The organism is Pseudomonas sp. R1-43-08, assembly GCF_003852255.1.
Taxonomy (GTDB): Bacteria; Pseudomonadota; Gammaproteobacteria; order Pseudomonadales; family Pseudomonadaceae; genus Aquipseudomonas.
Map to the genome: position 1 here is coordinate 2,058,805 of NZ_CP027734.1, position 25,715 is coordinate 2,084,519.

General features: G+C 60.2%; 20 protein-coding genes and 2 pseudogenes. 16 read left to right on the top strand and 6 right to left on the bottom strand.

Annotated elements, in window-relative coordinates:
* Position 1 precedes the first annotated feature (1 nt).
* Positions 2–1,648, bottom strand: coding sequence for a GMC family oxidoreductase (locus C4J87_RS09500; RefSeq protein ID WP_124366557.1), 1,647 nt, complete (start codon positions 1,646–1,648; stop codon positions 2–4).
* Positions 1,649–1,777: 129 nt separating this feature from the next.
* Between C4J87_RS09500 and C4J87_RS09505 the strand changes: the two genes are divergently transcribed.
* Complete coding sequence (locus tag C4J87_RS09505; protein ID WP_124366558.1) at positions 1,778–2,668, top strand: LysR family transcriptional regulator; 891 nt, start codon at positions 1,778–1,780, stop codon at positions 2,666–2,668.
* A 158-nt stretch (positions 2,669–2,826) separates the two neighbouring features.
* Here the strand turns inward: C4J87_RS09505 and C4J87_RS09510 are convergent, their stop codons facing one another.
* Together C4J87_RS09510 and C4J87_RS09515 are read right to left on the bottom strand one after the other, a co-directional pair.
* Positions 2,827–4,173 carry a glutamine synthetase family protein gene (locus tag C4J87_RS09510; RefSeq protein WP_124366559.1) on the bottom strand — a complete coding sequence of 449 codons (1,347 nt, stop codon included), beginning with the start codon at positions 4,171–4,173 and terminating at the stop codon, positions 2,827–2,829.
* An 11-nt stretch (positions 4,174–4,184) separates the two neighbouring features.
* Positions 4,185–4,742 carry a helix-turn-helix domain-containing protein gene (locus C4J87_RS09515; protein WP_124366560.1) on the bottom strand — a complete coding sequence of 186 codons (558 nt, stop codon included), beginning with the start codon at positions 4,740–4,742 and terminating at the stop codon, positions 4,185–4,187.
* 298 nt (positions 4,743–5,040) lie between these two features.
* Between C4J87_RS09515 and C4J87_RS09520 the strand changes: the two genes are divergently transcribed.
* The 3 genes from C4J87_RS09520 to C4J87_RS09530 all read left to right on the top strand — a co-directional run bounded on the left by C4J87_RS09520 (position 5,041) and on the right by C4J87_RS09530 (position 7,331).
* Complete coding sequence (locus C4J87_RS09520; protein WP_124368953.1) at positions 5,041–5,499, top strand: transposase; 459 nt, start codon at positions 5,041–5,043, stop codon at positions 5,497–5,499.
* Positions 5,500–5,739: 240 nt separating this feature from the next.
* Positions 5,740–6,048 carry an RcnB family protein gene (locus C4J87_RS09525; protein ID WP_124366561.1) on the top strand — a complete coding sequence of 103 codons (309 nt, stop codon included), beginning with the start codon at positions 5,740–5,742 and terminating at the stop codon, positions 6,046–6,048.
* Between the two features lie 89 nt (positions 6,049–6,137).
* A complete protein-coding gene (locus C4J87_RS09530) occupies positions 6,138–7,331 on the top strand; it encodes an MFS transporter (protein ID WP_124366562.1) in 1,194 nt (397 codons plus the stop codon).
* Here the strand turns inward: C4J87_RS09530 and C4J87_RS09535 are convergent.
* Both C4J87_RS09535 and C4J87_RS09540 read right to left on the bottom strand, forming a co-directional pair.
* On the bottom strand, positions 7,294–7,566 hold the full coding sequence (locus C4J87_RS09535) for a DUF1652 domain-containing protein (RefSeq protein WP_124366563.1): 273 nt from the start codon (positions 7,564–7,566) through the stop codon (positions 7,294–7,296). The two genes, C4J87_RS09530 and C4J87_RS09535, sit on opposite strands and share 38 nt — an antisense overlap.
* A 102-nt stretch (positions 7,567–7,668) precedes the next feature.
* Positions 7,669–9,164: pseudogene (locus tag C4J87_RS09540) on the bottom strand (PAS domain S-box protein).
* A 214-nt stretch (positions 9,165–9,378) separates the two neighbouring features.
* Here C4J87_RS09540 and C4J87_RS09545 point away from each other — a divergent pair.
* The 7 genes and pseudogenes from C4J87_RS09545 (at position 9,379) to C4J87_RS09580 (ending at position 19,666) form a co-directional block, all read left to right on the top strand.
* A complete protein-coding gene (locus C4J87_RS09545) occupies positions 9,379–9,999 on the top strand; it encodes a hypothetical protein (protein WP_124366564.1) in 621 nt (206 codons plus the stop codon).
* 297 nt (positions 10,000–10,296) lie between these two features.
* Positions 10,297–10,641, top strand: a complete 345-nt coding sequence (locus tag C4J87_RS09555) for an FKBP-type peptidyl-prolyl cis-trans isomerase (protein WP_124366566.1) — start codon at positions 10,297–10,299, stop codon at positions 10,639–10,641.
* 469 nt (positions 10,642–11,110) lie between these two features.
* Entirely contained in the window at positions 11,111–13,816 is a 2,706-nt protein-coding gene (gene mgtA / locus C4J87_RS09560; protein ID WP_124366567.1) for a magnesium-translocating P-type ATPase, read from the top strand.
* Between the two features lie 28 nt (positions 13,817–13,844).
* The gene (locus C4J87_RS09565; protein WP_124366568.1) at positions 13,845–14,561 is read left to right on the top strand and encodes an MgtC/SapB family protein; all 717 of its coding nucleotides are present in this window, start codon (positions 13,845–13,847) and stop codon (positions 14,559–14,561) included.
* A gap of 302 nt (positions 14,562–14,863) precedes the next feature.
* Complete coding sequence (locus C4J87_RS09570) at positions 14,864–15,490, top strand: response regulator transcription factor (RefSeq protein ID WP_124362148.1); 627 nt, start codon at positions 14,864–14,866, stop codon at positions 15,488–15,490.
* A 6-nt stretch (positions 15,491–15,496) separates the two neighbouring features.
* Positions 15,497–19,110: pseudogene (locus tag C4J87_RS09575) on the top strand (transporter substrate-binding domain-containing protein).
* A gap of 133 nt (positions 19,111–19,243) precedes the next feature.
* Positions 19,244–19,666 carry a chemotaxis protein CheY gene (locus C4J87_RS09580; protein WP_124366569.1) on the top strand — a complete coding sequence of 141 codons (423 nt, stop codon included), beginning with the start codon at positions 19,244–19,246 and terminating at the stop codon, positions 19,664–19,666.
* Between the two features lie 43 nt (positions 19,667–19,709).
* Here C4J87_RS09580 and C4J87_RS09585 read toward each other — a convergent pair whose 3' ends face one another.
* A complete protein-coding gene (locus C4J87_RS09585; protein ID WP_124366570.1) occupies positions 19,710–20,789 on the bottom strand; it encodes a 3-deoxy-7-phosphoheptulonate synthase in 1,080 nt (359 codons plus the stop codon).
* 608 nt (positions 20,790–21,397) lie between these two features.
* Here C4J87_RS09585 and C4J87_RS09590 point away from each other — a divergent pair.
* The 5 genes from C4J87_RS09590 (at position 21,398) to uvrC (ending at position 25,710) form a co-directional block, all read left to right on the top strand.
* Complete coding sequence (locus C4J87_RS09590) at positions 21,398–22,147, top strand: carbon-nitrogen hydrolase family protein (RefSeq protein WP_124366571.1); 750 nt, start codon at positions 21,398–21,400, stop codon at positions 22,145–22,147.
* Positions 22,148–22,585: a GNAT family N-acetyltransferase gene (locus C4J87_RS09595; protein ID WP_124366572.1), complete on the top strand. Its 438-nt coding sequence runs from the start codon at positions 22,148–22,150 to the stop codon at positions 22,583–22,585. It begins immediately after the preceding gene.
* Between the two features lie 141 nt (positions 22,586–22,726).
* A complete protein-coding gene (locus C4J87_RS09600; RefSeq protein ID WP_124366573.1) occupies positions 22,727–23,092 on the top strand; it encodes a helix-turn-helix domain-containing protein in 366 nt (121 codons plus the stop codon).
* Positions 23,093–23,243: 151 nt separating this feature from the next.
* On the top strand, positions 23,244–23,885 hold the full coding sequence (gene uvrY, locus C4J87_RS09605; RefSeq protein WP_017530522.1) for a UvrY/SirA/GacA family response regulator transcription factor: 642 nt from the start codon (positions 23,244–23,246) through the stop codon (positions 23,883–23,885).
* Position 23,886: 1 nt separating this feature from the next.
* Positions 23,887–25,710, top strand: a complete 1,824-nt coding sequence (uvrC, locus tag C4J87_RS09610) for an excinuclease ABC subunit UvrC (protein ID WP_124366574.1) — start codon at positions 23,887–23,889, stop codon at positions 25,708–25,710.
* Positions 25,711–25,715: the final 5 nt, after the last annotated feature.

The following is a 25,715-nucleotide window of genomic DNA, read 5'->3' on the forward strand; positions in this document are numbered from 1 at the left end:
TTCAGATTGCGTGAACCGTTTCTCTCTGCGGGGCGAGGCTCCTTGTGTTCGGTGAAAGGATCAGTTGCGCAGCCTTCTCGGCGATCATCAGCGTCGGTGAGCAGGTGTTGCCGGAGGTAATGCGCGGCATGATCGAGGCATCGGCGATGCGCAGGCCCGGCACGCCATGCACGCGCAACTGCGCGTCGACCACGGCGTCCTTGTCGTTGCCCATGCGGCAAGTACCCACCGGATGGAAGATCGTTGTGCCGATACGTGCCGCCGCTTCGTGCAGTTGTTCTTCGGTTTGCAGGGCGTCACCGGGCAAATACTCAACCGGCTTGAACTGGCTCAGGGCTGGTGCAGCCACGATCCGCCGTGTCAGGCGAATGGCGTCGGCGGCTACGCGCAGGTCTTCGGGATGGCTGAGGTAGTTGGGCCGGATCAGCGGTGCGTCCGCCGGGTTGGCCGAGCGTATGTCGATGCGCCCGCGACTGTGCGGGCGCAGGTCGCAGACCGACGCGGTAAACGCGGGGAACGCATGCAGCGGCTCGCCAAAACGCTCCAGGGACAGCGGCTGCACATGGTATTCAAGGTTGGCCGAGGTCTGCTCCGGCCCGGAGCGGGCAAACGCGCCAAGCTGGCTGGGCGCCATCGACAGCGGCCCGCTGCGGTCGTACAGGTAGCGCAGGCCCATGCCCATCTTGCCCCAGAGGGTGCCGGCGATCTGGTTCAGGGTGCGGGCGTTTTCCAGCTTGTAGATCAGGCGCAGTTGCAGGTGGTCCTGCAGGTTGCCACCCACGCCCGGTAGTTCATGAACCACGTCGATGCCCAACGGCTTGAGCACATGGGCGGGGCCGATACCCGAGCGTTGCAGGATGCCCGGCGAGCCGACGGCGCCGGCGCACAGTACGATTTCCCGGCGCGCTTTCCAGCTCAGTGGCTGGCCGAGCTGGCGCCCGACGACCTGAGAAGCGCGGCCGTTCTCCAGCACCACTCGATCGACCTCAACATCCGTCAACACGGTCAGGTTAGGCCGTTGGCGCACCGGTTTGAGAAACGCCTTGGCCGCATTCCAGCGCACCCCGGCCTTCTGATTGACCTGGAAATAGCCGCAGCCTTCGTTATCGCCCTGATTGAAATCGCTGATGTTGGCGATGCCGCTTTGCTTTGCGGCCTCGCGAAATGCATCCAGGATCGGCCACGACAGACGCTGCTGCTCGACGCGCCACTCGCCGCCGTCGCTGTGGAATGGCGAGGCGCCGGCAAAATGGTTTTCGCTGTGCTTGAACAGCGGCAAGACGTCATTCCAGGCCCATCCCGGATTGCCTTGCGCCGCCCAGCCGTCATAGTCCTGGGCCTGGCCGCGCATGTAGATCATGCCGTTGATGGACGAACAGCCCCCCAGCACCTTGCCGCGCGGGTAACTCAAGGCACGACCTTGCAGGCCTGCCTGGGCTTCGGTCTTGAAGCACCAGTCGGTGCGCGGGTTGCCGATGCAGAACAGGTAACCGACCGGAATATGGATCCAGGGGTAGTTGTCGCGACCACCGGCCTCCAGCAGCAGCACGCGATGGGCCGGGTTGGCGGACAGCCGATTGGCCAGCAAGCAGCCGGCGGGGCCGGCGCCGACGATCACGTAATCGTATTCAGCAGGTGCAATGGGCATTGGGGGGCTCGCTTGTTTTTCTTATTGGCTCCATCCTAGTTGTTAGTTTTCGTCTTAAAAATGTTAGTTTTTGCCCAGCTGCTGTGCGTTTTTAAACAGCGCTGCCCACGCGTGCGCAACGGAGGCGATATGTTCGACTGGAATGACCTGCGGTTTTTTCTCGAATTGCAGCGCAGCGGCCGTTTGCTCACCGCCGCGCAACGTTTGAAAACCACGCACGCCACGGTGGCCCGGCATATCGAGGCCATCGAAAAAAGCCTCGGCACCGCGCTGTTCGTGCAGCACGCCCAGGGGTATGAGCTGACGCCGGCCGGCGAAGCCCTGCTCAAACACGCCGAAGCCATGGAAAACGTGGCGCTGCTGGCGGAAGACGAACTCACCCATTCTGCGGCGCCCCTGGGCAAGATTCGTCTCGGTGTGGCGGAGGGCCTGGGGGTGATGTTCCTCGCCGGTCGCATGGCTGGGCTGTTTGAACGTTATCCCGGCTTGGAAGTGGAATTGCTCGCGGTGCCGCGCTTTGTCAGCATCCTCAACCGCGAAGCGGAAATCAGCATTCACCTGGAACGCCCCAGCGTCGATCAGTTGGTCACCCGCAAACTCACCGATTATCGCCTGGCGCTGTATGCCAGCCGCGCTTATCTGGAGCGTCATCCGCCGATTGAAAAACGCGAAGACCTCGCGGCCCATTCATGGATCGATTATGTCGACGACCTGCTGTTCAGCCAGGAACTGAAATTCCTCAGCAGTTTCTGTCGCAACCCCAAGGTGGTCTTCCACAGCACCAGCGTGATTGCGCAACACCAGGCCGCGCGGTCGGGTTTGGGCATTGCGGTATTACCCTGTTTCATGGCGGCAGGCGATGCGGACCTGGTGCCGTTGTTGCCGGGGGAGAGCATCCAGCGCAGCTATTGGATCAGCTCGCGTCGGGAGTTGCACAAGTCGGTGCGGTTGCGGGTGTTGTGGGATTACGTGGTGGAGTTGTGCGCGCGCGAGCAGAAACTGTTGCTGGGTGAGGGCTGACTGACGAAACCGAATCAAAAGTGTGGGAGGGGGCTTGCTCCCGATGGCGGTGTATCAGTCAGCAAATTCGAAGCTGACTTTCTCTATGACTGGCCCGCCGCTATCGGGAGCAAGCCCCCTCCCACATTTGGATCTCCACACGCAGGGCGTGGCGGTTTTTAAAGAAACCAGCGGTATTCCCGCGCAGAAATCTCCTGCTGGAACGCCAGATGATCCTGGCGTTTGTTCTCGCAATACACATCGACGAATTCCGCGCCCAGCTTGTCGCGCACCACCGACTGATGTTGCATGGCGCGCACGGCGTCGAGCATGTCCACGGGGAAATCGGTGCCACTGCTGCGGTCTTCGTTCAGCGGCGCGATGGGCTCCTGCCTGGTTTCAAGGCCATGCTCCAAACCGGCGAGGATCGCGGCCAACACCAGGTATGGGTTGGCGTCGGCGCTGGCCAGGCGATGCTCGATCCGCAAGTTGCGTGGGTCGGACTCGGGGATGCGCACGCACGCATCACGGTCTTCGAAGCCCCAGCTGGCGCGGGTAGCGGCGTTGACCGTGCCGCCGAGGCGGCGGAACGCGTTGTGGTTGGGCGAGAAGATCGGCATGCAGTGGGGCAGCAACGCGAGGCAACCGGCCACGGCGTGGCGCAGCGGTTGCTGCTGGTGCGCCGCCAGCACGTTGTTGCCCCCGCCGTCATACAGGCTGACATGCACATGCATGCCGCTGCCGGGAAACTGCAGGTAAGGCTTGGCCATGAAGCTGGCGCGGTAACCGTGTTTGAGCGCCACGCCGCGGGTGCTACGGCAGAACAGGGCGGCCCAGTCGGCGGCGCGCAGGCCGTCATCGCAATGGCCAAAATTGATTTCGAATTGGCCCGGGCCGATTTCGGCGGTGATCACCGTGATATCGATGCCCTGGGCCTTGGCGGTTTGTGCCATGTCGTCCAGCACGTCGCTGAAGCGCGACAGCCGCTCGATATGCAAGTTGGGCTGGTCGTCGACATCGTCGCTCAGCGGGTCGCGGGGGAATTGCGGCAGACCATTGTCGAGCTTTTTGTCGAACAGATAGAACTCCAGTTCAAACGCCACCACCGGGTGAATGCCTTTGTGGTGCAGGCGTTCCAGCACCCTGGTCAACACTTCGCGGGGTTCGAATTCGATGGGCGCTTCGGTGCCGTCGGAAGTGATCAGCATCTGCCCCAGCGGCTGCGACTCCCAGCTCACCGGCTTCAGCGTACCCGGCACCAGGCGCCGATTGGCATCCGGGTCACCGTCGTTGAAGCAGTAGTCGCCGATCTTGAACAACCCGCCCTGGGCGCCCAGCAATACGGCGTTCTGCGGCAGCTTCAACGGGCTGCCGGCGGCGACTTTCTCGAGCATCTCCACCGGGTAGCGCTTGCCGTAGAAATGCCCCGGAATGTCCAGGGCGATCAGATCGACGTAGCGCACCTCGGGATAGTTCTGGCGGAAGGTCCGTACTTCGGCCAGCAAGGTTGCAGATGGGCTTTTCACGGGTGCAGCTCCTAGTTGTAAACCCACAGCACGCGGGCGGGCAGGTCGGTCAGGTTGGCGTAGCGACAGTGGGCGAAACTGGCCAGATGAAAGCTGTCGCCAGGGCCGAGGGTGACCGCATCGGTTTCACCTTCAACCCACAGCGTCAACTCACCCTCCAGCACAAAACCGGCCTGTTCGGCACGGTCGCTCATGGCCTGTTCACCACTGTTGGCACCGGGTGCCAACAGGCTGTCGAGCATCGAAAACGCGCCGTTCATGGTCGGCGAGACGAGGATGTCGGTGATGCCATTGGCGTAATACAGCGTGCGCCGCTCGTTGGGCCGCGTGACCCAGTCCACCGCCTTGGGTTTGGGCAGGCTGTAGAAGTAAGTGGTAGGCACATCGAGGGCGTGGCTGATGGCGGTCAGGTCGGCCACGGTCGGGCGCGACAGGCCACGTTCCACTTGGGACAGGAAACCCACCGAACGTTGGATCTTGTGCGCCAATTGCGCCAGGGTGAGTTTCTTGTGCTTGCGCAGGTCGTGGATCAGGGCGGCGAGGGTGGCGAGTTCATCTTGAGGTGTCATGAAATTTAATTCGAATAATTTCATGAAAAATTACAGGATTAATTTCACGTAAGCAATGACCATGGAGGATCATTGTGGCGAGGGAGCTTGCTCCCGCTGGGCCGCGAAGCGGCCCTAATTCGGCCACCGCATTTGTTCAGGTGTGTCCCGGCCGGCTTTTTTGGGGCTGCTGCGCAGCCCAGCGGGAGCAAGCTCCCTCGCCACGGGGAGTGGGGAAACATAATGAAATTGAGTCGCGGAGCGACCCTTCTCGGGCCTGCTAGGTTGAATGAGTCATTCAATCAAAGGGAGCGACGGATTGCTTCAAAGGCCCAACTCTCATTTGCTACGGCGAGGTCGTTATTCAGAAGCAGGTCGCGTGTACTTGGTGACGGCCGTGGTTTATCAGCGGCGTCCGGTTTTTGCTGAAATGGCTCTGGGGCGGTTATTGGTTGCAGAGCTCAAACGAGCCCACGATGCAGGTCTGCTTGCTTCGTTGGCCTGGGTCATCATGCCGGATCACCTTCACTGGATGTTTGAGCTGCGTGATGCGACGTTGCCGCAAGTGATGCAGCAAGTGAAGTCACGCAGCACGCTGACCATCAACCAAGCCAGGGGTACGAAGGGTGCTTTTTGGCAGAGCGGATACCATGATCGCGCGGCGCGAGCCGAGGAAGATCTTATAAAAATCGCGCGTTACATCATTGCCAATCCCTTGCGGGCGGGGCTGGTCGAGCATATCGGCGACTACTCGCTCTGGGATGCAATCTGGTTATGAGTTTGAGTTCCCGCGTGTGGCGAGGGAGCTTGCTCCCGCTGGGCCGCGAAGCGGCCCCAATCCATCCACCACGTTCGTTCAGGGATATATCGGTCGGGCTGTTTGGGGCTGCTGCGCAGCCAGCTTGAGCAAGCTCCCTCGCCACAGGGGTTATTGGTGATCGGGTAGTGTTTTCACCTGAATGTTTTCACGCCCCTGCGGTCGGAACCTGAGTATGCACTCAAAATTGAAGGAGCACCCATGAAGTCCAGATCCCTCGTTGCCTGTGTTCTCGTTGCGGCAGGCCTGTCTACCGCCAGTCTTGTGGTGCAGGCCGGCGATACGCCCCAGGAAACCGTGCAGCCTTCCAACATCAATACCCGTGATTTGAAGGAAGGTGACCGCGCCCCGGATATCCTCATGCGTAAGGAGTCGGCCCTCAGCGACTGGAAAAAACGTGGCCTCAAGCAGCCCGAGGAAGAGAGCCAGTGGGCGCGGGTCGGCGATAAATATGTGCTGCTCAAGACCACCAACGGCACCATCCTAGAGATCACCCCGGTCAAGAAATAATCCTGCCGCACCACCTGCTCGTGTCACGTTTCTTGCGTTAAGGTAACCGACCGCAATGGTCGCGTTACCTTCAAAGAAAAGAGAGCAGGATGCTTGCCACAATAAAAAATTACCCCCGCACGGTGAACCTGTTGCTGTCCGCCACGTTGCTGCTGACGTTGGCCAAGGCGATCACCTTTCCATACCTGGTGATCTACCTCACCCGCCACTTTGCCCTCGACATCAGCCAGGTCGGCCTGGTGATCGGCAGTTCGCTGATTGTCGGCTCGTTGCTCAGCGTGTATGGCGGGTTCCTTGTCGATCGCGTCAACAGTTACCGTTTGCTGCTCGGTTTGAGCCTGGTGTTTGTACTGGGCTTTATCGGTACGGTTGTGGCGCAGAATATCTGGGCGTTCTACAGCTGCCTGATCCTGATCAACCTGGCCTATGCGGTCATCGATATTGCGATCAAGGCCGGCTTCGCCAGCTTGCTGCCCGAGGATGGGCGCAGCGAAGTGTTCTCGATCAAATATACATTGACCAATATCGGCTACGCGGTGGGGCCGTTTTTTGGCGCGATGGTGGCGACGCTGGATATCAGCCTGCCGTTTATACTGTCGGCGCTGTTAGGCGTGGGATTTTTCCTGCTGTACTGGCGTTTGGGCGACCGCACATTGACCTCCGTGGACGCCACGCAAAAACCGGTGCCGTTCCTCGCCGTGGGCCGTGTGCTGCTCAAGGATCATCGCCTGGTGTGCTTCACCCTCGGCGGCCTGCTCAGTGCAGTGGTATTCGGCCAATTCACGGCCTACCTGTCGCAATACCTGGTGACTACCACCACTGCCGAATATACCTACACCGTGATCAGCGCCGTGCTCACCACCAACGCCGTGCTGGTGATTGCCTTGCAGTACCTGATTGGCCGGCGCATCTCGCACCGTTACCTAAGCCAGTGGCTGATCGCGGGTTTGGGCATGTTCATGCTGGGGCTGATTGGCTTTGCGTTGGCCAACAGCGTGGTGTGGTGGGTGGTCGCGATGGCGGTGTTTACCGTGGGGGAAATCATCGTGTTCCCGGCCGAGTACATGTTTATCGACCGAATTGCGCCTGACGCCCTGCGCGGCATGTATTACGGCGCGCAGAATCTGTCCAATCTCGGCGCCGCTTTGGGGCCGGTGTTATGCGGGATGGTGCTGGCCAGCCTGCCGGCGCATTACATGTTTTATATGCTCGGAATGTTTATCGTCGGCGGCGGGGTGTTCTATTTCATTGGGGCGAAGCTGAAGGCAAGTCATCCAGCGTGAGCTTGCCGACGTTGTTGCTTTGCAGCTCATAGCGCAATTCATCCACCATTTTCGCCACTTCCTCCGGGGTCTGCAGCCGATTGGTGCTGATCCCGGTGACCACCAGATCGACCCGTCCGGTTTCGGCGTCGAATACCTTGAGGGTCAAGGATGCATCCCGGCACAGGGTGAATTCGCAGGTCAGCGGCGACAAGCCTTCTTCGATGCAATTTCGCAGTTGAGAGAGGGTAAACATGCAAGTTCCTTCAAGGCACAGAGACGATGCCTTAAAGGTTATTGATTAGCCTGCTGCCTAATAAGGCGAATTCGCACTAGCTGCACTAGTGCATTTGCACTCTCAGCGCTTGTTTTTTACCCGCACTTCACCAGCAAACAGCCCGCGCTCGCGGGCCCAGACGATGGCCGTACTGCGGCTGTGCACGCCCAGCTTGGAGTACACCGTCGCTACATGGTTGCGAACGGTGTTGGGTGCCAGCTTCAGGCGCGAGGCGATCTCCTTGTCGGCCAGGCCCTCGCAGATCAAGCCCAGCACGTCGCGCTCACGAGCGGTGAGGTCGGTAAAGGAAACGTTGGGCAGGTCAGGGCTGTTGACGCTTTTGGCATTGGCGAGTTTTTCGATCAGGGTCTGGCTGAACCAGGAGGTGTCCTGCATGACTTCCTCGATGGCCGCCACCAGTTCCAGCTCCGAGCGTTTACGTTCGGTGATGTTCATGAATACCAGCAGGTAGCACGGCATGTCCTGGATGATCACGGTGTCGGCCGACACCACGCAGTCGATCACTTCATCGCCTTTCTTGCGCACCTTGAGGTCATGACCTTCCAGGTTTCCGGCTTTCTCCAGGGTCGCGAACAACTGGGCGCCAGCCTGGGGGCTGTCGATGAAGTCGATGTCTTCGATGGATTTGCCGATCAGTTCTTCACTGATATAGCCGGTGATACTCATGAACGCTTCGTTGATATCCACCACCTGGCGATTGGCGGCGTTGCACACCAGGGTTGGCACGGGCGTCAGGCGGAAGGACTTGGCGAAGCGTTCTTCACTCTGGCGCAGGGCGATTTCCGCTTTGCGTCGCGGCTCCAGGTCCATGAACGAAAACAGCATGCAGTCCTCTTCGTTCATGTCCAGGGGCTGGCCGGCGACGATCACCAGCTTGCTGCCGCCTTCGGGCAGTCGCAGCTCTGCCTGCATCTGTGGAATGGTCGAGCCTTGCCCCAGCCGCTCGATGGCCAAGTCCTTGCGTTCGGCCTGTTCGAGCACGTCCAGTTCATACACGGATTTACCGATGACCTGGTCGCGGTTGTAGCCGGTCATCTCCAGGAAGCCCTGATTGACCTTGATGTAGCGCAGGTCGCTGAGGCGGCAGATCACGGCGGGCGCGGGGTTGGCGTTGAAGGTTTTCTCGAAACGCTGCTCGGCGCTCGCCCATTCGGTGGCGTCACTGAGGATCAGCACCAACAGTTCCGGCTCGCCGTGCGAGTCGGTGATCACCAGGCTGCGCAGGCGGTGAACCCAGGTCTTTTCTTCATCGGCCGTAGGAATGACTTCCACGATCACGTCGCTGAACTCATCACCCGCCGCCGCGCGGGCGAGGGGTAGTTATCCAACTGCAACGGGTGGTAATTGCGATAACGCAAGGTGAAGCGCTCGGCGTATTCCTGCCCATTGGCGCCCAGCCCCATGACGTCAGTGACGCCGTGCATGGTCAGTGCGGCTTCGTTGGCCCAGAGAATGGTCTGGTCGACCTCGGCCAGGATCACGCCGTCGGACAACCCGGAGATGATCTGCTGCAGTTGGCGGCGGTTGGTTTCTTTGGCAAGAACATCCTGTGTCATAGGTTCTCCAAGGTGTGGACGCATGGGTTTTACGACATCCCCGGTTCAGGATAGTGCAGAGAAGTTGTCCGGGTGGGAGTGCGAATGGACCAGGCGGGGTAGTGCATACGGGCCCCGTCGCGTGCCGTTGGCTTGGTGCGGTTTGCGGTAAGGACGCCGCCTGTGTGAACGCGTAAAATGCCGGCATTTTACGCGTTTCACGCAAGGGTGCCCTTTGAGCGCAAGCAAAACCGTCGGACTGTTACTGCTCACTTCCCTGCTGGCGGCGTGCGGCACCTCGCCGCCACGCACGCCCAATGATATCTGCGGCATCTTTCGCGAAAAGGATGACTGGTACGACGCGGCCAAGGTCACGCAAAACCGCTGGGGCGTGCCGATCCAGGTGCCCTTCGCGATCATGTATCAGGAGTCGGGCTTTCGCTACGACGCCAAGACCCCGCGTAAATACCTGTTGTGGATCATTCCCTGGGGGCGCGTTTCCACCGCTTCCGGCTATGCCCAGGCCAAGGATGAAGTGTGGAATGACTACCGCAAAAGCACCGGCCGCAGCGGCGCCGATCGCGAGGATTTCGATGACGCCATCGACTTTATCGGTTGGTACATGGACAAGACCTACACCATCAATGGCGTCTACAAGTACGACGCCTACGGCCAATACCTGAACTACCACGAAGGCTGGGGTGGCTATCGCCAGCGCACCTATGCCAGCAAAGCCTGGCTACTGCCGGTGGCGAGCAAGGTGCAGGCCCGTTCGCAGATGTATGCGCGGCAGTATGCCGGGTGCAAGGATGAATTGGGGCGAGGGTTTTGGAGTCGGTTCTGGCATTGGTTATAAAGCCCGGTGCTGGATGCATGCGAATCAAAATGTGGGAGGGGGCTTGCCCTAATGCCAGTCAGTTAAGGCTTTTTGTAGGAGCGAGCTTGCTCGCGAAAAACGTCAACGATAACGCGTGCTTCCTGAATAAACGCGGTGCCTGTGAGTTTTTCGCGAGCAAGCTCGCTCCTACAGACGGTGGTGTTGACTGGCATTAGGGCTTACCCCCTCCTACATTGGATCGCGTGGTCATGACACTTGCCAAACCCACCCGGTTCTGGGAAAACCGCAGCCTTTCACGCCTTCAATGAGAGCCCCATGAGCAACGACGAATTGCAGATCACCGACATCCGCCTGGGCGACGGCAAAGCCGTGGTCAAGGGCGCGCTGATCACCACTCAATACACCGGCACCCTGGAAGACGGCACGGTGTTCGATTCGTCTTGGGAGCGGGGCAAACCGTTTCAGTGCGTGATTGGTACAGGTCGCGTGATCAAGGGTTGGGACCAGGGATTGATGGGCATGCAGGTTGGCGGTATACGCACGTTGTATGTACCGGCGCACCTGGCCTACGGCGAGCGCTCGATGGGTGCGCATATCAAGCCAAACAGCAACCTGCGTTTCGAGATTGAATTGCTGGAAGTGCTGACGCGGGATGATTGAAGAGGTTGAACATGGAGGTTGAGGACGGTTCCAGTAAGCGCGTTCCTGAACCCATCCTGAAGAAATTTCTTATTCACCATGTGGAAACTTTCCTACGGTTTACTCTGCATAAATCGCGGCGTAAGCTTCGCGCGTTTTCATCAATAGCGGAGACCCTCAGTGGGTACTTGTTCGAGTGACAGTAGTCGGCCGGTTTCAGTAACCGGCACATGCTTGGCAAGGTAACGCGCATTTTTTCGATGCCGTTGTCTCGCCAGAAAAGCGAGAAGCGGCATCCCGGCAGCAGCCATTCCAGGCGCCTGCCTGATCCCTCTCATCGACGCTGACCAGCACCCGAGTTGCCTCGGGAGGCTACGGACGCGCCTGCCTTTTACGGTGGGCGGGCCAGGTTCGGCTGCGCCTGTTCGACAGGCGCGGTGCGGATGGGCGGTACCTGCACGAGGGTTTTTCATCGCGCAGGAGTAACACCATGAACCTCACGCTGCTCAAAGAGTTCTTCGCCGGTTTTCTGCGGACCCGGCATATCGCCCGGCATTTTCGGCGCCTGACGATGCTGGAGACCGTGACCGACGCCAGTGTCAGCCGCGAAGTACCGCCTAGCCTTGCGCAAACCCTGGTGGCCGCAGCCAACGGCAGTGCCGTGCAGCTGCTGGGCATGCTGGGCAGCCACGCCGAGGGTTTGAACACCCAGGAAGCCGATGCGTTGCGCGGGCAATACGGGCTCAATGAAGTCGAGCACGAGCAGCCGCTGCCTTGGTGGGTGCACGTGTGGCACTGCTATAAAAACCCGTTCAACCTGCTGCTGACCTTGCTGGCGGTGATCTCCTGGTTGACCGACGACATGAAGGCCGCTTTGGTGATTTTCTCCATGGTGGTGCTGTCGACCCTGTTGCGCTTCTGGCAGGAGGCCAAATCGAACAAGGCCGCCGACGCCTTGAAGGCCATGGTCAGCAACACGGCCACAGTGTTGCGCCGGGACGCGGCCAAGCGCCTCGAACTGCCGATCAAGCAACTGGTACCGGGCGATCTGATCGTGCTGTCGGCCGGCGACATGATTCCCGCTGATTGCCGCGTGCTCAGTGCCAAGGACCTGTTTGTCAGCCAGGCGGCGATGACCGGCGAATCGATGCCGGTGGAGAAGTTCGTCCAGCAGCAGGATGCCCAGGTTCGCAACCCGCTGGACTTGGAAAACATCCTGTTCATGGGCACCAACGTGGTGTCCGGCGCCGCCACGGCGGTGATTCTCGCCACCGGCAATCACACGTACTTCGGCGCCCTGGCGCAACGCGTCACGGCGACCGACCGTGCCACCACCTCGTTCCAGCAGGGAGTCAACAAGGTCAGCTGGCTGTTGATCCGTTTCATGTTCGTGATGGCCCCGCTGGTGTTGTTCATCAACGGGTTCACCAAGGGTGACTGGACTGAAGCCTTGCTGTTCGCGCTGTCGATTGCCGTGGGCCTTACCCCGGAAATGCTGCCGATGATCGTCACCTCGACGTTGGCCAAGGGCGCGGTGTTCCTGTCGCGCAAGAAGGTCATCGTCAAGCGCCTCGACGCGATCCAGAATTTCGGCGCCATGGATGTGTTGTGCACCGACAAGACCGGCACGCTGACCCAGGACAGGATTTTCCTGGCGCGCCATGTGGATGTGTGGGGCCAGGAATCCGAGGATGTACTGGAAATGGCCTACCTCAACAGCTACTACCAGACCGGTTTGAAAAACCTGTTGGATGTGGCCGTGCTCGAGCACGTCGAAATCCATCGTGACTTAAAGGTCGGTACCGCGTTCCAGAAGGTCGATGAGATTCCATTCGACTTCAATCGGCGTCGCATGTCGGTAGTGGTGGCGGAGCAGGACCAGCCGCATCTGCTGATCTGCAAAGGCGCGGTGGAGGAGATTTTGGCAGTGTGCAGCACCGTGCGCCACGGCGAGGTCAACGAGGCATTGACGGACGAGCTGTTGGCACGCATTCGCCAAGTGACTGCAGCGTTCAATGACGAGGGCCTGCGGGTGGTGGCCGTGGCCGCACAACCGATGGCGCCAGGTCGCGATACCTACAGCCTGGCGGATGAAAACAACCTGACCCTGATCGGCTATGTGGCCTTCCTCGACCCACCCAAGGAAAGCACCGCGCCTGCGCTCAAGGCCCTGAAGGCCCATGGCGTAGCGGTCAAAGTGCTGACGGGCGACAACGAACGGGTCACCGCAAAGATCTGCCGTGAAGTTGGCCTGGAGCAGCAAGGGCTGCTGATGGGCAACGACATCGAGGACATGAGCGACGCCGAGCTGGCCCAGGCCGTGGAAACCACCAATGTGTTCGCCAAGCTCACGCCCAGCCACAAGGAGCGCATCGTGCGCCTGCTCAAGGCCAACGGGCATGTGGTCGGGTTCATGGGGGACGGCATCAACGATGCACCGGCACTGCGTACGGCCGATATCGGCATTTCGGTGGACAGCGCGGTAGACATCGCCAAGGAAGCCGCCGACATCATCCTGCTGGAAAAGAGCCTGATGATCCTGGAGGAGGGCGTGCTGGAAGGCCGCCGCACCTTCGCCAACATGCTCAAGTACATCAAGATGACCGCCAGCTCCAACTTCGGCAACGTGTTTTCGGTGCTGGTGGCGAGTGCGTTTATCCCGTTTCTGCCAATGCTGCCGATGCACCTGCTGGTGCAGAACCTGCTGTATGACATCTCGCAGATCGCGATTCCGTTCGACAACGTCGACGAGGAGATGCTCGCCAAGCCGCAACGCTGGCAGCCGGGAGATGTGGGCCGCTTCATGCTGTTCTTCGGGCCGATCAGCTCGATCTTTGACATCACCACGTTCGCACTCATGTGGTACGTGTTCGATGCCAATACCCCGGACCACCAGACCCTGTTCCAGTCGGGCTGGTTCGTGGTGGGGCTGCTCACCCAGACGTTGATCGTGCACATGATCCGCACCCCGAAAATCCCGTTCCTGCAAAGCCGTGCGGCGATGCCGTTGATGGTGATGACGGGCGTGATCATGGCGGTCGGGATCTTCCTGCCGATGGGGCCACTGGCGCATTACTTCAAACTGCAGGCGCTGCCGTCGCTGTACTTCGTGTTCCTGCCAGTGATTTTGCTGGCGTACATGGCGCTGACCCAGGCGGTGAAGGGCTACTACATCCGCAAGTTTGGCTGGCAGTAGTTGCCGCAGCAGTCATGGAGGTTTTTTTATGCAGGCAATCAACAACATCAACCTCGACTCTCTGGTGGATACCGTCGTCAGCCTCACGGCGGCGTTCCTCCTCGGCGGCTTGATCGGCTTCGAGCGCCAGTACCGCCAACGCACCGCAGGCTTGCGCACCAATGTGCTGGTGGCGGTCGGCGCAGCGATCTTTGTCGACATGGCCAATCGCCTGGGCGGTGCGGAAGGCGCGGTGCGCGTGGTCGCGTATGTAGTGTCGGGCATCGGCTTTCTGGGGGCTGGGGTGATCATGCGTGAAGAGGGCAATGTGCGCGGGCTCAACACAGCTGCCACCCTCTGGGCATCGGCCGCAGTGGGAGCCTGTGCGGGGGCCGACCTGATCCTCGAGGCTTTGCTGGGTACGCTGTTCGTACTGGCCGCCAATACGTTGCTGCGGCCGATCGTCAACAACATCAACCGCCAGCCTTTGGACGTGGTCTCGGCCGAGGTCACCAACATCCTCTATGTCATCGCGCGGCGCAGCCAGCAACAGGCGGTCATGGTGCTGCTGGAAGCCGAGCTGGCGCGATGCAACTACCCGGCCAGTGATGTCGACGTAAGGCCGTTCGGCAGCGAAGAAGTTGAAATCGAGGCCACCCTGGCCGTGACGTCGGTCGACGGTGACGAGCTGGATGCATTGGTGGCGCGTATTTCCACCTCCAGCCTGGTGGTGCAGGCGTTCTGGAGCCCGAGTACCACCGACTGACCCGCCCGCCTGAAACCCCGTCGAGCCAATATCAGCTAAGCTTTTTTGCGAGGAAAAATCCTACAAGTAGTCAGGACTATCCCTTCAATCAAAACGTCATTGCATTGTTAAGGTTGGGCACTTACGGCTGGGCGCTCGTTCTCGTCCAGCCGTGATTGCTCGTGATGTTCAATGGAAGGGGCCAGGCTGCGAGCGGTTATCGTCCTGAGCGGGTGCAGTACCGTTTGTCGGAACTGTCATTTCTCACAGGTACCTAGGTCCCGGTTGATGTGTAAGGGTACTTTGACAGCCTAGGGGTGTGTATGAGCAAAGCATTAATCGTGGATGACCATCCGTTTATACGTGCGACCGTCAAGCATTTGCTGAAGTTGGAAGGATTCGATGACATTTATCAGGCGGGTGACGGTGCAGATGCAATGCAATTGGCGCGGGAGCAACGTCCCGAACTGATCATCCTCGACCTGGCGATGCCCAAGCTGGGTGGGTTGGAAGTTATCTGTCGGATCAAGTCCCTGGGCCTGCCGTGCAGGATCCTGGTGCTGACCTCCTACCTGGCCGTGTTTTTTTCCACCCGCTGCATGCGAGCCGGGGCCATGGGGTTTGTGGCCAAGACCGGCGAGCTGGACGAACTGCAAAAGGCCATCAGAGCGATCCAGTCCGGCTACAGCTGTTTCCCAAGCCTGCCTACCAGCTCGGTACGCCGTGACGATCTGCAAGAAACGGAGCGGCAGATGATCGAGTGCTTGTCGGACCGTGAATTGACCGTATTGCAGAAACTGGCCCTGGGGCTGGGCAACAAGGAAATTGCCGAAGACATGCTGCTGAGCCACAAGACGATCAGCACTTACAAAACACGCCTCAAGGAAAAGTTACGTATGTCCTCAGTGGTGCACCTGTCCAAATTTGCCCAGCGCAATCATCTGATCTGATTTGAAATGATCGCCATCGCGTTCAAGCGGTTCGCCACGATCCTCTGGTTGAGCCTGTTGCCCATGGTCGCGATGGCCTTTGACGAGCCCACGGTTTTGCGGCTGTTGGGCCACTCTCGTATTGACCCTCCCGTCGTCACCCTGCAAGAGGCTGACTGGCGCTGGTTGCGCGAACGGCGCACCTTGCTGATGGGGGTGTCCGCTCCCGATTACGCCCCGTTTGACCTGACCAACAACCGTGAGGAGCTCGAAGGCATTACCGCCGATTTTGCAGCGCTGGTCAGCCAGGCCCTGAATATCTCCATTGAAGTTCGGTGTTACGAAACGCGCGATGAAGTGATCGAAGCCCTCAAGCGAGGCGATGTGGATTTCCTCGGCTCGGCCAATGGTTATGAAGCGGCCGACCCGCAACTGGTCCTGTCCCGCTCCTACGCCAATGACCAACCCACCCTGGTGACCCGCACCAGCGATAGCCAGGCGCTGACCGAGGACTTGGCGGGCAAGCGCGTGGCGATGCTCTATCACTATCTGCAGCCTGAAGTGGTGCGGGCGTTTTACCCCCATGCCCAGGTGGAATTGTTTTCTTCGGCCTTCGAGGCGATTGGTGCAGTAGCGTTTGGCCGCGCCGATGTGTATCTGGGCGATGCCATCAGCACCAATTACCTGATCCACCGCAACCAGCTCAACATTGTGCGCATGGCGGATTTTTCCACCCTTGAAGTCAACCCGTTCGCCTTTGCATTCACCCGGCAGAATACGCGGCTGCCGCCGATCATCAATGCGGCGCTGGAGGCGATTCCTGCCGGGGAGCAAATGGAAATATTGCGCCGCTGGAGCGGCGGCAACCTCGGTATTGTCGGTGCCGGTCGGTTGCACTTGAGTGCCAGTGAACAACGCTGGCTCCTCAAGCATCCACGGGTCAAGGTCGCGGTGCTGGACAAGCTCCTGCCGCTGTCGGTCATCGATGATCGGGGCCAGTTCGAGGGGCTGAGTGCCGAGGTGCTGTCGCGTATCAGCCTGCGCACCGGTTTGAAGTTCGACGTGATACGGGGTAGCTCGATACCCCAACAGATCGACCAGGTCAGTGCGGGCGCGGCGGATATGCTGGCGGTCGTGACCCCCAGTGTCGAACGCGCCGAAAAGGTGCGGTTCACCCGGCCCTACCTGACCAACGCCTTGGTGCTGATAACCCGAGGTGATGAACACAGCCCGGTCACATTGGAAGATATGGTGGGTAAACGCCTGGCGATGATCAGCGGCAACGGACTGCGCGATACGATCATGCGGGATTTTCCCGGCGTCGTGTTTATCGATGTGGACAGCGCGGAGCAGGCGATGGCGATGGTAGCCAGAGGCGAAGCGGAGGGGGCGGTCAATTCGCTGATCAGTGCGCGCTATATGATCGCCCGGTATTACCGCGACCGGTTGCGCATCACCAGTACGGTCGGCTCCGAGCCTGCGCGCATCGCGTTCGGGGTCAACCGCAGTCAGTTGGAGCTTTATTCGATCCTCGACAAAGCACTGCTGAGCATCACCCCGCAGGAAATGGATGAAATGATCACCCAATGGCGCAGCGAGGTGATCATCGAAGACAGCTATTGGCTACGGCACCGCAACATGATCATTCAGGGGTTCGGGCTGGCCGCGTTGCTGCTGATCGTCACGTTGAGCTGGGCCATCTACCTGCGCCGCCTGATTCGCAAGCGCGTCCAGGCCGAACGCGCCTTGAGCGACCAGATGCGCTTCATGAGCGTCTTGATCGACGGCACGCCGCACCCGATTTACGTGCGTGACCGGCAGGGGCGATTGATGGCCTGCAATAACGCTTACCTGGACGTATTCGGTTATAAGCTCGAAGACGTGATTGGTAAAACCGTGGTCGAAACCGACGCCGACAACCTGCCCCAGGCTCAGTCGTTTCATCAGGATTACCTGCGCCTGATGGCAGAAGGCGAGCCGCAGATTCATGATCGAATACTCAAATTGCCCAACGGCGATGCCCTGACCATCTACCAGTGGATGCTGCCCTACCGCGACGGTGACGAGAAAGTGGTGGGCATGATTGCCGGTTGGGTGGACGTCAGCGAGCGCCAACAGTTGTTGGGTCAGCTGCAAGAAGCCAAGGACGAGGCTGACGCTGCCAACCGGGCCAAGACCACCTTCCTGGCGACCATGAGTCACGAGATCCGTACGCCGATGAACGCGGTGATCGGCATGATCGAGCTGGCCCTGAATAATGCCGAGCGGGGCGTGGCCGACCGGGATGCCCTGGAAGTGGCGTCGGAGGCTTCGCGTGGCATGCTGGAATTGATCGGCGATATTCTCGACATCGCACGGATCGAGTCCGGTCATCTGTCGTTGGCCCTGGAACCGGCCAATCTGCACGAGTTACTGACCTCGGTGGTGCGGGTGTTCGAAGGTCTGGCGCGGGCCAAAGGGCTGGCGCTGCAGGTTGAACTTGATCCGTTGATCGACCGCGTGGTCCTGATTGACCCACTGCGTTTCAAGCAGGTGGTGTCGAATTTGCTGAGCAATGCCATAAAGTTTACCCACGAGGGCGAGGTCAGGCTCGGTGCTCATGCGGCGTTCGAAGGGGAGCATCTGGAGCTGAAATTCTGGGTGCAGGACACCGGAATTGGCATCAGCGCCCATGACCAGCTGCGCCTGTTCAGCCCCTTTATCCAGGGCAGCAATGGTGAACAGTCGGCACGTAGCGGCTCCGGCCTGGGGTTGGTGATCAGCCGCAACCTGTGCGAAATGATGGGGGGCGACTGCACTTGAGCAGTGTGCTGGGGCAGGGCTCGCGGGTAGATGTAACGTTGGCCTTGGTCATGACCGCTGTATTGGCGCAGGAGGGAGCGTCGGCAAACCCTCCGGCAGAGCCGCCCGATGCCCTGAGCATTCTGGTGGTGGACGACTACCCGGCCAACCGCTTGCTGCTGGCTCGGCAGTTGAGTTTCCTGGGCCACCGTATCACCACGGCCGAGGACGGGATTCAGGGGCTCGAGCAGTGGCGTGCCGGGCAGTTCGATGGCGTCATCACCGATTGCAACATGCCGTTCAAGAATGGCTACCAGTTGGCACGGGACATCCGCGTATTGGAGCGTGAACGAGGCCTGGTGCCGTGCCTGCTGCTGGGGTTTACCGCCAATGCCCAGCCCGAAGAGGCCGAGCGCTGTCGGCAAGCCGGTATGGATGGGTGCCTGTTCAAACCCACCGGGCTTGACGATTTGCGCGTGGCGCTGGCGTCGCGCTCCACTTACGCCATGAGCCCAGAGGCGGCAGCGTTTGATTTGAGCACCTTGATCGCGTTGACAGGCGAAGACCATCACGCGCTTACCGAATTGTTGACCCCCTTGCTCGACAGCCTCGAGGCGGACCGGGTGCTATTGCCGACGCTGCAGCGCAAGGCCGACTTCGCCAGGCTGCACGACCTCGCCCATCGCGCCAAGGGCGGTGCCCGCATGGTCAAGGCACAGGTGTTGATCGCTCGCTGTGAAGCACTGGAGGCAGCCTGTGAAAGCCAGGACCGCAACGCGCTGGGGGTGGCGATCGGTGAGGTGGCGCAGGCGATGATCGCTTTGCATGAGGGGTTGAGTCTCCATTGCAATCAGTCTTGATCCCGATGACGACCATTCGGAGCTTTTGGGAGAAGTCCTACGTGATGGGGGAACATGCCTGATTTTGTCGTCGGGATTTGTCTGGAAAATGGGCCACGCTCACTGACGAGCGCTGCCTGCCCAGGGGCTTGCCATGCCGAACAAAGCACTGACCATTCTGATTGCCGATGATCTGCACTTGCAGCGGCTCTACATCGAAAAGATGCTTAACCAGTTGGGGTATCACCGGATCGTGCCGGTGCAAACCTTCGAAGAAGTCCAGATTCTCACCGCCATTCCGGCCGAACCCTTTGATGTGCTGATCATCAATGCTGGGCTGGCGGCCCATGCGCGTGGGCCCCACCCTCAGGCACGCCATGTATTGATCTACGACAACCTTGACCTGGGTGATCCCGCCGGCGCAATGCCGACGGTAGCGGTACGCCTGCCGGGCGTACCGGATAACGTCAATCTCGAACATTTCATGGACATCATCGACCCTCCCGAGGCCATGACCGGCTTGCGGGTTTTGCCGTGGCTAAGGGCGCTGTCCCGCCAACCGGTGGTCGGCGTCTAGGCCCACGTAACTGCCCAAGTGGCTTGTGCCCGATGACGGCCAATCACTGGGTATGGCTGTGTTCACGAAGGCGCTCGGCGGCACTGCGCAGCAACTGCTCGGTGCCCGACCAACCCAGGCAGCCATCGGTTACCGACACGCCGTATTTCATTGACGGGCTCAGAGGCTGGCAACCTTCGAACAGGTGGCTTTCGAGCATCATGCCGATCAGCGACGTATCGCCTTGCAAGCGTTGCTCCAGCACCTCGCTGAACACCGCCGGCTGGCGCAACGGGTCCTTGCCGCTGTTGGCGTGGCTGCAATCGACCATAATGCGTGCCGCCACGCTGGATTTGGCCAGGTCGTGTTTGACTCGGGACACGCTCTGCGCATCGTAGTTTGGCCCGCGGTGACCGCCGCGCAGCACCAGGTGGGTGTCGGGGTTGCCCGACGTCCGGATGATCGCCGGATGGCCCTGGCTGTCGACGCCGAAGTGGCGGTGCGGGTGCGAGGCCGAGCGCATCGCGTCACAGGCAATCGCGACGCTGCCGTCGGTGCCGTTTTTAAAGCCAACGGGCATGCCCAGGCCGCTGGCCATTTCGCGGTGGATCTGCGATTCGGTGGTGCGCGCGCCAATCGCGACCCAACTGAGCAGGTCATCGAAGTAGCCGGCGGCCATGGGTTGCAGCAACTCGGTGGCGACCGGCAAGCCCAGCCGCAGCATTTCGCGCATCAGTTCCCGAGACAGCGCCAGGCCTGCGGCCATGTCGTCGCTGCCATCGAGGTGTGGATCGTAAGCCAGGCCTTTCCAGCCAATAGTCGTGCGCGGTTTTTCGACGTAGGCGCGAATGACCAGCAGCATCTGGTCGCTGACTTCAAGCGCGAGCTTCTTCAGGTTACGCGCGTATTCCAGGGCCGATTGCGGGTCGTGTATCGAGCACGGGCCGACAATCACCAGCAAGCGTGGATCATGACCATTGAGGATGGCGCGCACGGCTTGGCGGTGGGCGTGTACCTGTTCATTGAGGAACGGGCTGAGGGGCAGTTGATGCTTGAGCTCAAGGGCGCTGGGCAGGCGCTGGGTCAGGGCTTCATTGGCGCTGTCCAGGGTGGAGACGGGCAAAGCGGCGACAGAGACGTTCATATTCTGGATTTCCTGGGCAAGCGGCGGGCAATTCCCGCGCGCTTGGCCTACTGGGGTGTTCGACAATTGGCCGTATCGGCTACGTGTGTTGGCTTGCCACCAAGAAGTGACCGGTCGGAGGCGGCAGGCTGTCCCGAACGGAGCTGGCTAAATCGCCATGCAGCGCAAGTGTCGTGGCGGTAATAGGTGATGGTGTTCATGGCGTGATTCCTTAAGTGGTGATCAAAAAATTATCAGGGCCTGAAAAAACAAAACCCCCGGTCGGGGAGCCGACCGGGGGTTAGATTTCTCTGGCAGGCGACCCCTTGAGTAGTGGGCGCCGATTTCAGGTATCAGGCGCGCCAGCGGCTAAACCAATACCCAAAATAAAAGCTGACCAGTGCGCTCGAACCGTTCACACGGGTAGCCGACACCGAGCGCGATGCGCTGGCAGCGGGGCAAACCTGAGTGTGGGTGAGTTGCAACATGGCATGTCTCCAAATGATGCGGGGAGCTTACTAGAGCGGCGCAGGTGGATTCAATCAGTAATTTCTATCGCATGGGGGGACTTACGGCTATGGGGGGAGTGTCGATATGCTGGACGCACTTAAGATTGCCAGGACGCAACCATGACTGCCTTGACCCTTGCTGCGGCGCAAACCCTTTCCGTCGCAGGCGATGTAGCAGCCAACATCGCGCGACATCTCGAGTTCATGCAGGCTGCAGCTGCACAGGGCGTGCAATTGCTAGTGTTTCCAGAGCTGTCGCTGACCGGCTATGAGCCCGCGCTGGCAGCCAAGCTGGCCATTGCGCCTGAAGACCCACTGCTGGCGCCATTACGCGAGATGGCCCGGGAGCTGCAGTTGACGGCGGTGGTGGGTATGCCGATCCGCCTGGCGCCCGGGGCGGATGTGCTGATCGGCGCCTTGGTGCTGGGAGCTGACGGCTCGGTGGCGGTCTACACCAAGCAGCATCTGCATCCGGGCGAAGAACTTGCGTTTGCGGCCGGGCAGGGCGGTGCGGCGCTTGAGTGGGGGAAGGATCGTATTGCGCTGGCTGTGTGCGCTGACTTTTCCCACGCCAGTCATCCGCGCCAGGCGGCGCTGGCGGGCGCCACGGTCTATGCCGCAGGCGTATTGATCAGCGAGAGCGGCTACGCCACGGACAGCGCGCTGCTCCAGGGGTATGCGGCCGAGCATCGCCTTCTGGTGTTGATGGCTAACCATGGTGGCCCGTCGGGCGGCTGGGCTTGTGCCGGCCGCAGTGCGATATGGGCGGATGATGGTCGTTTGCTGGCGGCGGTGCCTGGCGTCGGCGAAGCGCTGGCGATTGCCCGTCGCGATGGCGAGCGCTGGGTTGGGCACGTGGTGGCTGTGTAAATGCCTTTCTACCTGCGCGCTGCGACGGACCACGACCTGCCTTTTGCACGATCCCTGACTCACCGGGCGATGGACCGTTACTACGTGCAAAACCAGTTGCTATGGTCCGACGATGGCTTTGATAGGGCCTGGGCTGCTCGGGAAAACTGGCTGATTTACGCGGATGACTGCGTTGCCGGGTTTATCAGCCTGAGCCGTGATAGCCACGCGCTCTATATCCGCGAACTGCATATGCTCGAAGCCTATCGCGGGCTCGGCGCGGGCACTTGGGTGCTGGAGCAGATGGCGCTCAGGGCCCAAGTGCCGGGCCTGTTGCGTTTAACCGTGTTCAAGACCAACCTGGCCAAAAGGCTTTATCAGCGCACGGGGTTCAGCGTTGTCGGTGAAGAGGCCGGATTCTGGCGGATGGAACGCGTTTGTCGCTCGACATCCTGTTGACGGTGCCGTTCCTTGATGTTTCAGCCTGGCCTTGTGCAGGGGTACGAATTGCGGGCATAGTTCAAAAAACCGTTTAATTTGTTTAACGAAGTGATGAGCCTGTCACCTCTTGCGGTATGCCAAATAGGATCATGCATCCAGATGAGTGGAATCGGTTCGCGTTTAAGGCAAGAAAGAGAGCGACTTGGCCTGTCGCAAAAAGTGTTTGGTGAAATCGGAGGCGTCGAAGCCAACGCCCAGGGCAAATATGAAAGCGGTGGGCGCGCGCCCAAGGCCGACTACTTGTCTCGCGTGGCCAGCAGAGGCGTGGATGTGCTGTACGTGTTGACCGGGACCGCGACGCCGACTCCACTGGAAAATCTGAGCCAGCTTGAAGAAAAAGTGCTGGTTGATTACCGGGCATTGTTCAAGGAAGACCAAGAGGCAATCCGCCGCCTGACGTCGACCCTGGCCGAGCATTCCCTTTCTCGCCATGGAAAAACCAAGCCTGCGCCGCAGGATTCCTGACCTTTTGCCCAGCAAATCCGGCCGTTCGCCGCTCGATAGAGGCGTGCCAAGCGCTCAAACTCCACATATATGACGCTTGCAGCTAGGTCTGCGCCCTGGTTTTTTGCTAAGGTGTTCAGCAACCTATAAGACCATATCGCGAGGTGTCTGCTTGATTAGGGTGCTAGTAGTCGATGACCATGATCTCGTTCGTACAGGCATTACACGAATGCTGGCTGACATCGACGGCCTGCAAGTAGTCGGCCAGGCCGAGTCGGGGGAGGAATCTCTGATCAAGGCCCGGGAATTGAAACCCGATGTGGTGTTGATGGACGTCAAGATGCCGGGGATCGGCGGTCTGGGCGCCACTACCAAATTATTGCGCAGCCATCCGGATATCAAGGTTGTGGTGGTAACGGTGTGCGAGGAAGACCCGTTTCCTACGCGTCTGTTGCAGGCGGGAGCCGCGGGTTACCTCACCAAAGGCGCCGGCCTGGCGGAAATGGTGCAAGCCATTCGCCTGGTATTTGCCGGCCAGCGCTACATCAGCCCGCAGATTGCCCAGCAGCTGGCCATCAAATCCTTCCAGCCCACCAGCGACTCGCCGTTTGACGCGCTGTCGGAGCGGGAAATCCAGATCGCCTTGATGATCGTCGGTTGCCAGAAGGTGCAGTCGATCTCCGATAAGCTGTGCCTCTCGCCCAAGACCGTCAACACCTACCGCTATCGCATCTTCGAGAAACTCGCCATCAGCAGTGATGTTGAATTGACCCTGCTCGCGGTGCGCCACGGCATGGTGGACGCTAGCGCCTGACATGACCACACCGTTTGATCCAAGTGCCTTTCTCTCGACCTGCAGCGGCCGCCCCGGCGTGTACCGTATGTTCGACAGCGAGGCGCGCCTGCTCTACGTGGGCAAGGCCAAGAACCTGAAAAACCGTCTGGCGAGCTATTTTCGCAAGACCGGTCTCGCGCCGAAAACCGCCGCCCTGGTTGCGCGTATCGCCCAGGTCGAAACCACCATTACCGCCAATGAAACTGAAGCGCTGCTGCTTGAGCAGACGCTGATCAAGGAATGGCGGCCGCCGTATAACATCCTGCTGCGTGACGATAAATCCTACCCCTACGTGTTTTTGTCGGATGGCGCCTTCCCACGCCTGAGCATCCACAGGGGTGCGAAGAAGCAGAAGGGCAAGTATTTCGGGCCTTACCCCAGCGCCGGCGCCATTCGCGAGAGCTTGAGCCTGCTGCAGAAGACGTTTTTTGTGCGCCAGTGTGAAGACAGCTTCTACAAGAACCGTACGCGCCCGTGCCTGCAGTACCAGATCAAGCGCTGCAAGGCGCCCTGTGTGGGCCTGGTGGAGCCGGCGGAGTACGCCGAGGATGTGCGTCACTCGGTGATGTTTCTCGAGGGGCGCAGCAACGCGCTGACCGATGAACTGTCCGGGGCCATGGAGCAGGCGGCCAGTACCCTGGATTTCGAGAAGGCTGCCGAGCTGCGCGACCAGATATCGCTGCTGCGCCGCGTCCAGGACCAGCAGAGCATGGAAGGCGGCACCGGCGACGTCGACGTGATTGCGGCATTCGTCAACCCGGGTGGCGCCTGTGTGCACCTGATCAGCGTGCGTGGCGGGCGGGTGCTGGGCAGCAAGAACTTCTTCCCGCAAACCGGGATCGATGAAGACGTCTCCGAGGTGATGGCCGCGTTTCTCGGCCAATATTATGTGAGCAGTCCTGAGCGCGACTTGCCATCGGAGCTGATCGTCAACGTGGTCCATGAGGATTTCCCGACCCTGATCGAGGCGATCCATGAACTGCGCGGTCGCGAGCTGGACATCAGCCACCGCGTTCGCGGCACCCGTGCCCGCTGGCAGCAGCTGGCCGTGACCAACGCCGAACAGGCCCTGGGCGCGCGCCTGGCCAATCGACAGCACGTTGCCGCGCGCTTCGAAGCCCTGGCCGAGGTGCTCAACCTGGACGAGCCACCCCAGCGCCTGGAGTGCTACGACATCAGCCACTCCAGCGGCGAAGCCACCGTGGCCTCCTGCGTAGTGTTCGGCCCTGAAGGCCCGATCAAGGCCGACTACCGGCGTTACAACATCGAAGGCGTTACCGCCGGCGATGACTACGCCGCCATGCACCAAGCCCTCACGCGGCGCTTCAGCAGATTGAAGGACGGCGAGGGCAAATTGCCCGATATCCTCTTGGTGGACGGCGGCAAGGGCCAGTTATCCATGGCCCGCGACGTCCTCAATGAACTGGCCGTGCCCGACCTGATCCTGCTCGGCGTGGCCAAGGGCGCCACGCGCAAGGCCGGTTTCGAGACGTTGTACTTGAATGATGCCGCGCATGAGTTCACTTTGAAGGGCGACTCCCCGGCGCTGCACCTGATCCAACAGATTCGTGACGAAGCCCACCGCTTCGCCATTACCGGCCACCGTGCACGACGCGGCAAAACCCGCCGAACCTCAACCCTGGAAGGGGTGGCGGGGGTCGGCCCGACGCGGCGTCGCGACTTGCTTAAACATTTTGGTGGCTTGCAGGAGCTCTCCCGTGCCAGCATTGACGAAATAGCCAAAGCACCCGGTATCAGTAAAAAGCTCGCTGAATTGATTTATGCCAATCTGCACAGCGAATAGAATGC

Bases quoted from the DNA above. Each gene is read 5' to 3' on its own strand.
- C4J87_RS09570 (WP_124362148.1), top strand. From the start codon at position 14,864: ATGAGCAAAGCATTAATCGTGGATGACCATCCGTTTATACGTGCGACC.
- C4J87_RS09600 (WP_124366573.1), top strand. From the start codon at position 22,727: ATGAGTGGAATCGGTTCGCGTTTAAGGCAAGAAAGAGAGCGACTTGGC.
- C4J87_RS09515 (WP_124366560.1), bottom strand. From the start codon at position 4,742: ATGACACCTCAAGATGAACTCGCCACCCTCGCCGCCCTGATCCACGAC.
- mgtA (WP_124366567.1), top strand. From the start codon at position 11,111: ATGAACCTCACGCTGCTCAAAGAGTTCTTCGCCGGTTTTCTGCGGACC.
- C4J87_RS09585 (WP_124366570.1), bottom strand. From the start codon at position 20,789: ATGAACGTCTCTGTCGCCGCTTTGCCCGTCTCCACCCTGGACAGCGCC.
- C4J87_RS09530 (WP_124366562.1), top strand. From the start codon at position 6,138: ATGCTTGCCACAATAAAAAATTACCCCCGCACGGTGAACCTGTTGCTG.
- C4J87_RS09525 (WP_124366561.1), top strand. From the start codon at position 5,740: ATGAAGTCCAGATCCCTCGTTGCCTGTGTTCTCGTTGCGGCAGGCCTG.
- C4J87_RS09535 (WP_124366563.1), bottom strand. From the start codon at position 7,566: ATGTTTACCCTCTCTCAACTGCGAAATTGCATCGAAGAAGGCTTGTCG.
- C4J87_RS09590 (WP_124366571.1), top strand. From the start codon at position 21,398: ATGACTGCCTTGACCCTTGCTGCGGCGCAAACCCTTTCCGTCGCAGGC.
- C4J87_RS09555 (WP_124366566.1), top strand. From the start codon at position 10,297: ATGAGCAACGACGAATTGCAGATCACCGACATCCGCCTGGGCGACGGC.
- C4J87_RS09595 (WP_124366572.1), top strand. From the start codon at position 22,148: ATGCCTTTCTACCTGCGCGCTGCGACGGACCACGACCTGCCTTTTGCA.
- C4J87_RS09505 (WP_124366558.1), top strand. From the start codon at position 1,778: ATGTTCGACTGGAATGACCTGCGGTTTTTTCTCGAATTGCAGCGCAGC.
- C4J87_RS09500 (WP_124366557.1), bottom strand. From the start codon at position 1,648: ATGCCCATTGCACCTGCTGAATACGATTACGTGATCGTCGGCGCCGGC.
- C4J87_RS09580 (WP_124366569.1), top strand. From the start codon at position 19,244: ATGCCGAACAAAGCACTGACCATTCTGATTGCCGATGATCTGCACTTG.
- C4J87_RS09565 (WP_124366568.1), top strand. From the start codon at position 13,845: ATGCAGGCAATCAACAACATCAACCTCGACTCTCTGGTGGATACCGTC.
- uvrC (WP_124366574.1), top strand. From the start codon at position 23,887: ATGACCACACCGTTTGATCCAAGTGCCTTTCTCTCGACCTGCAGCGGC.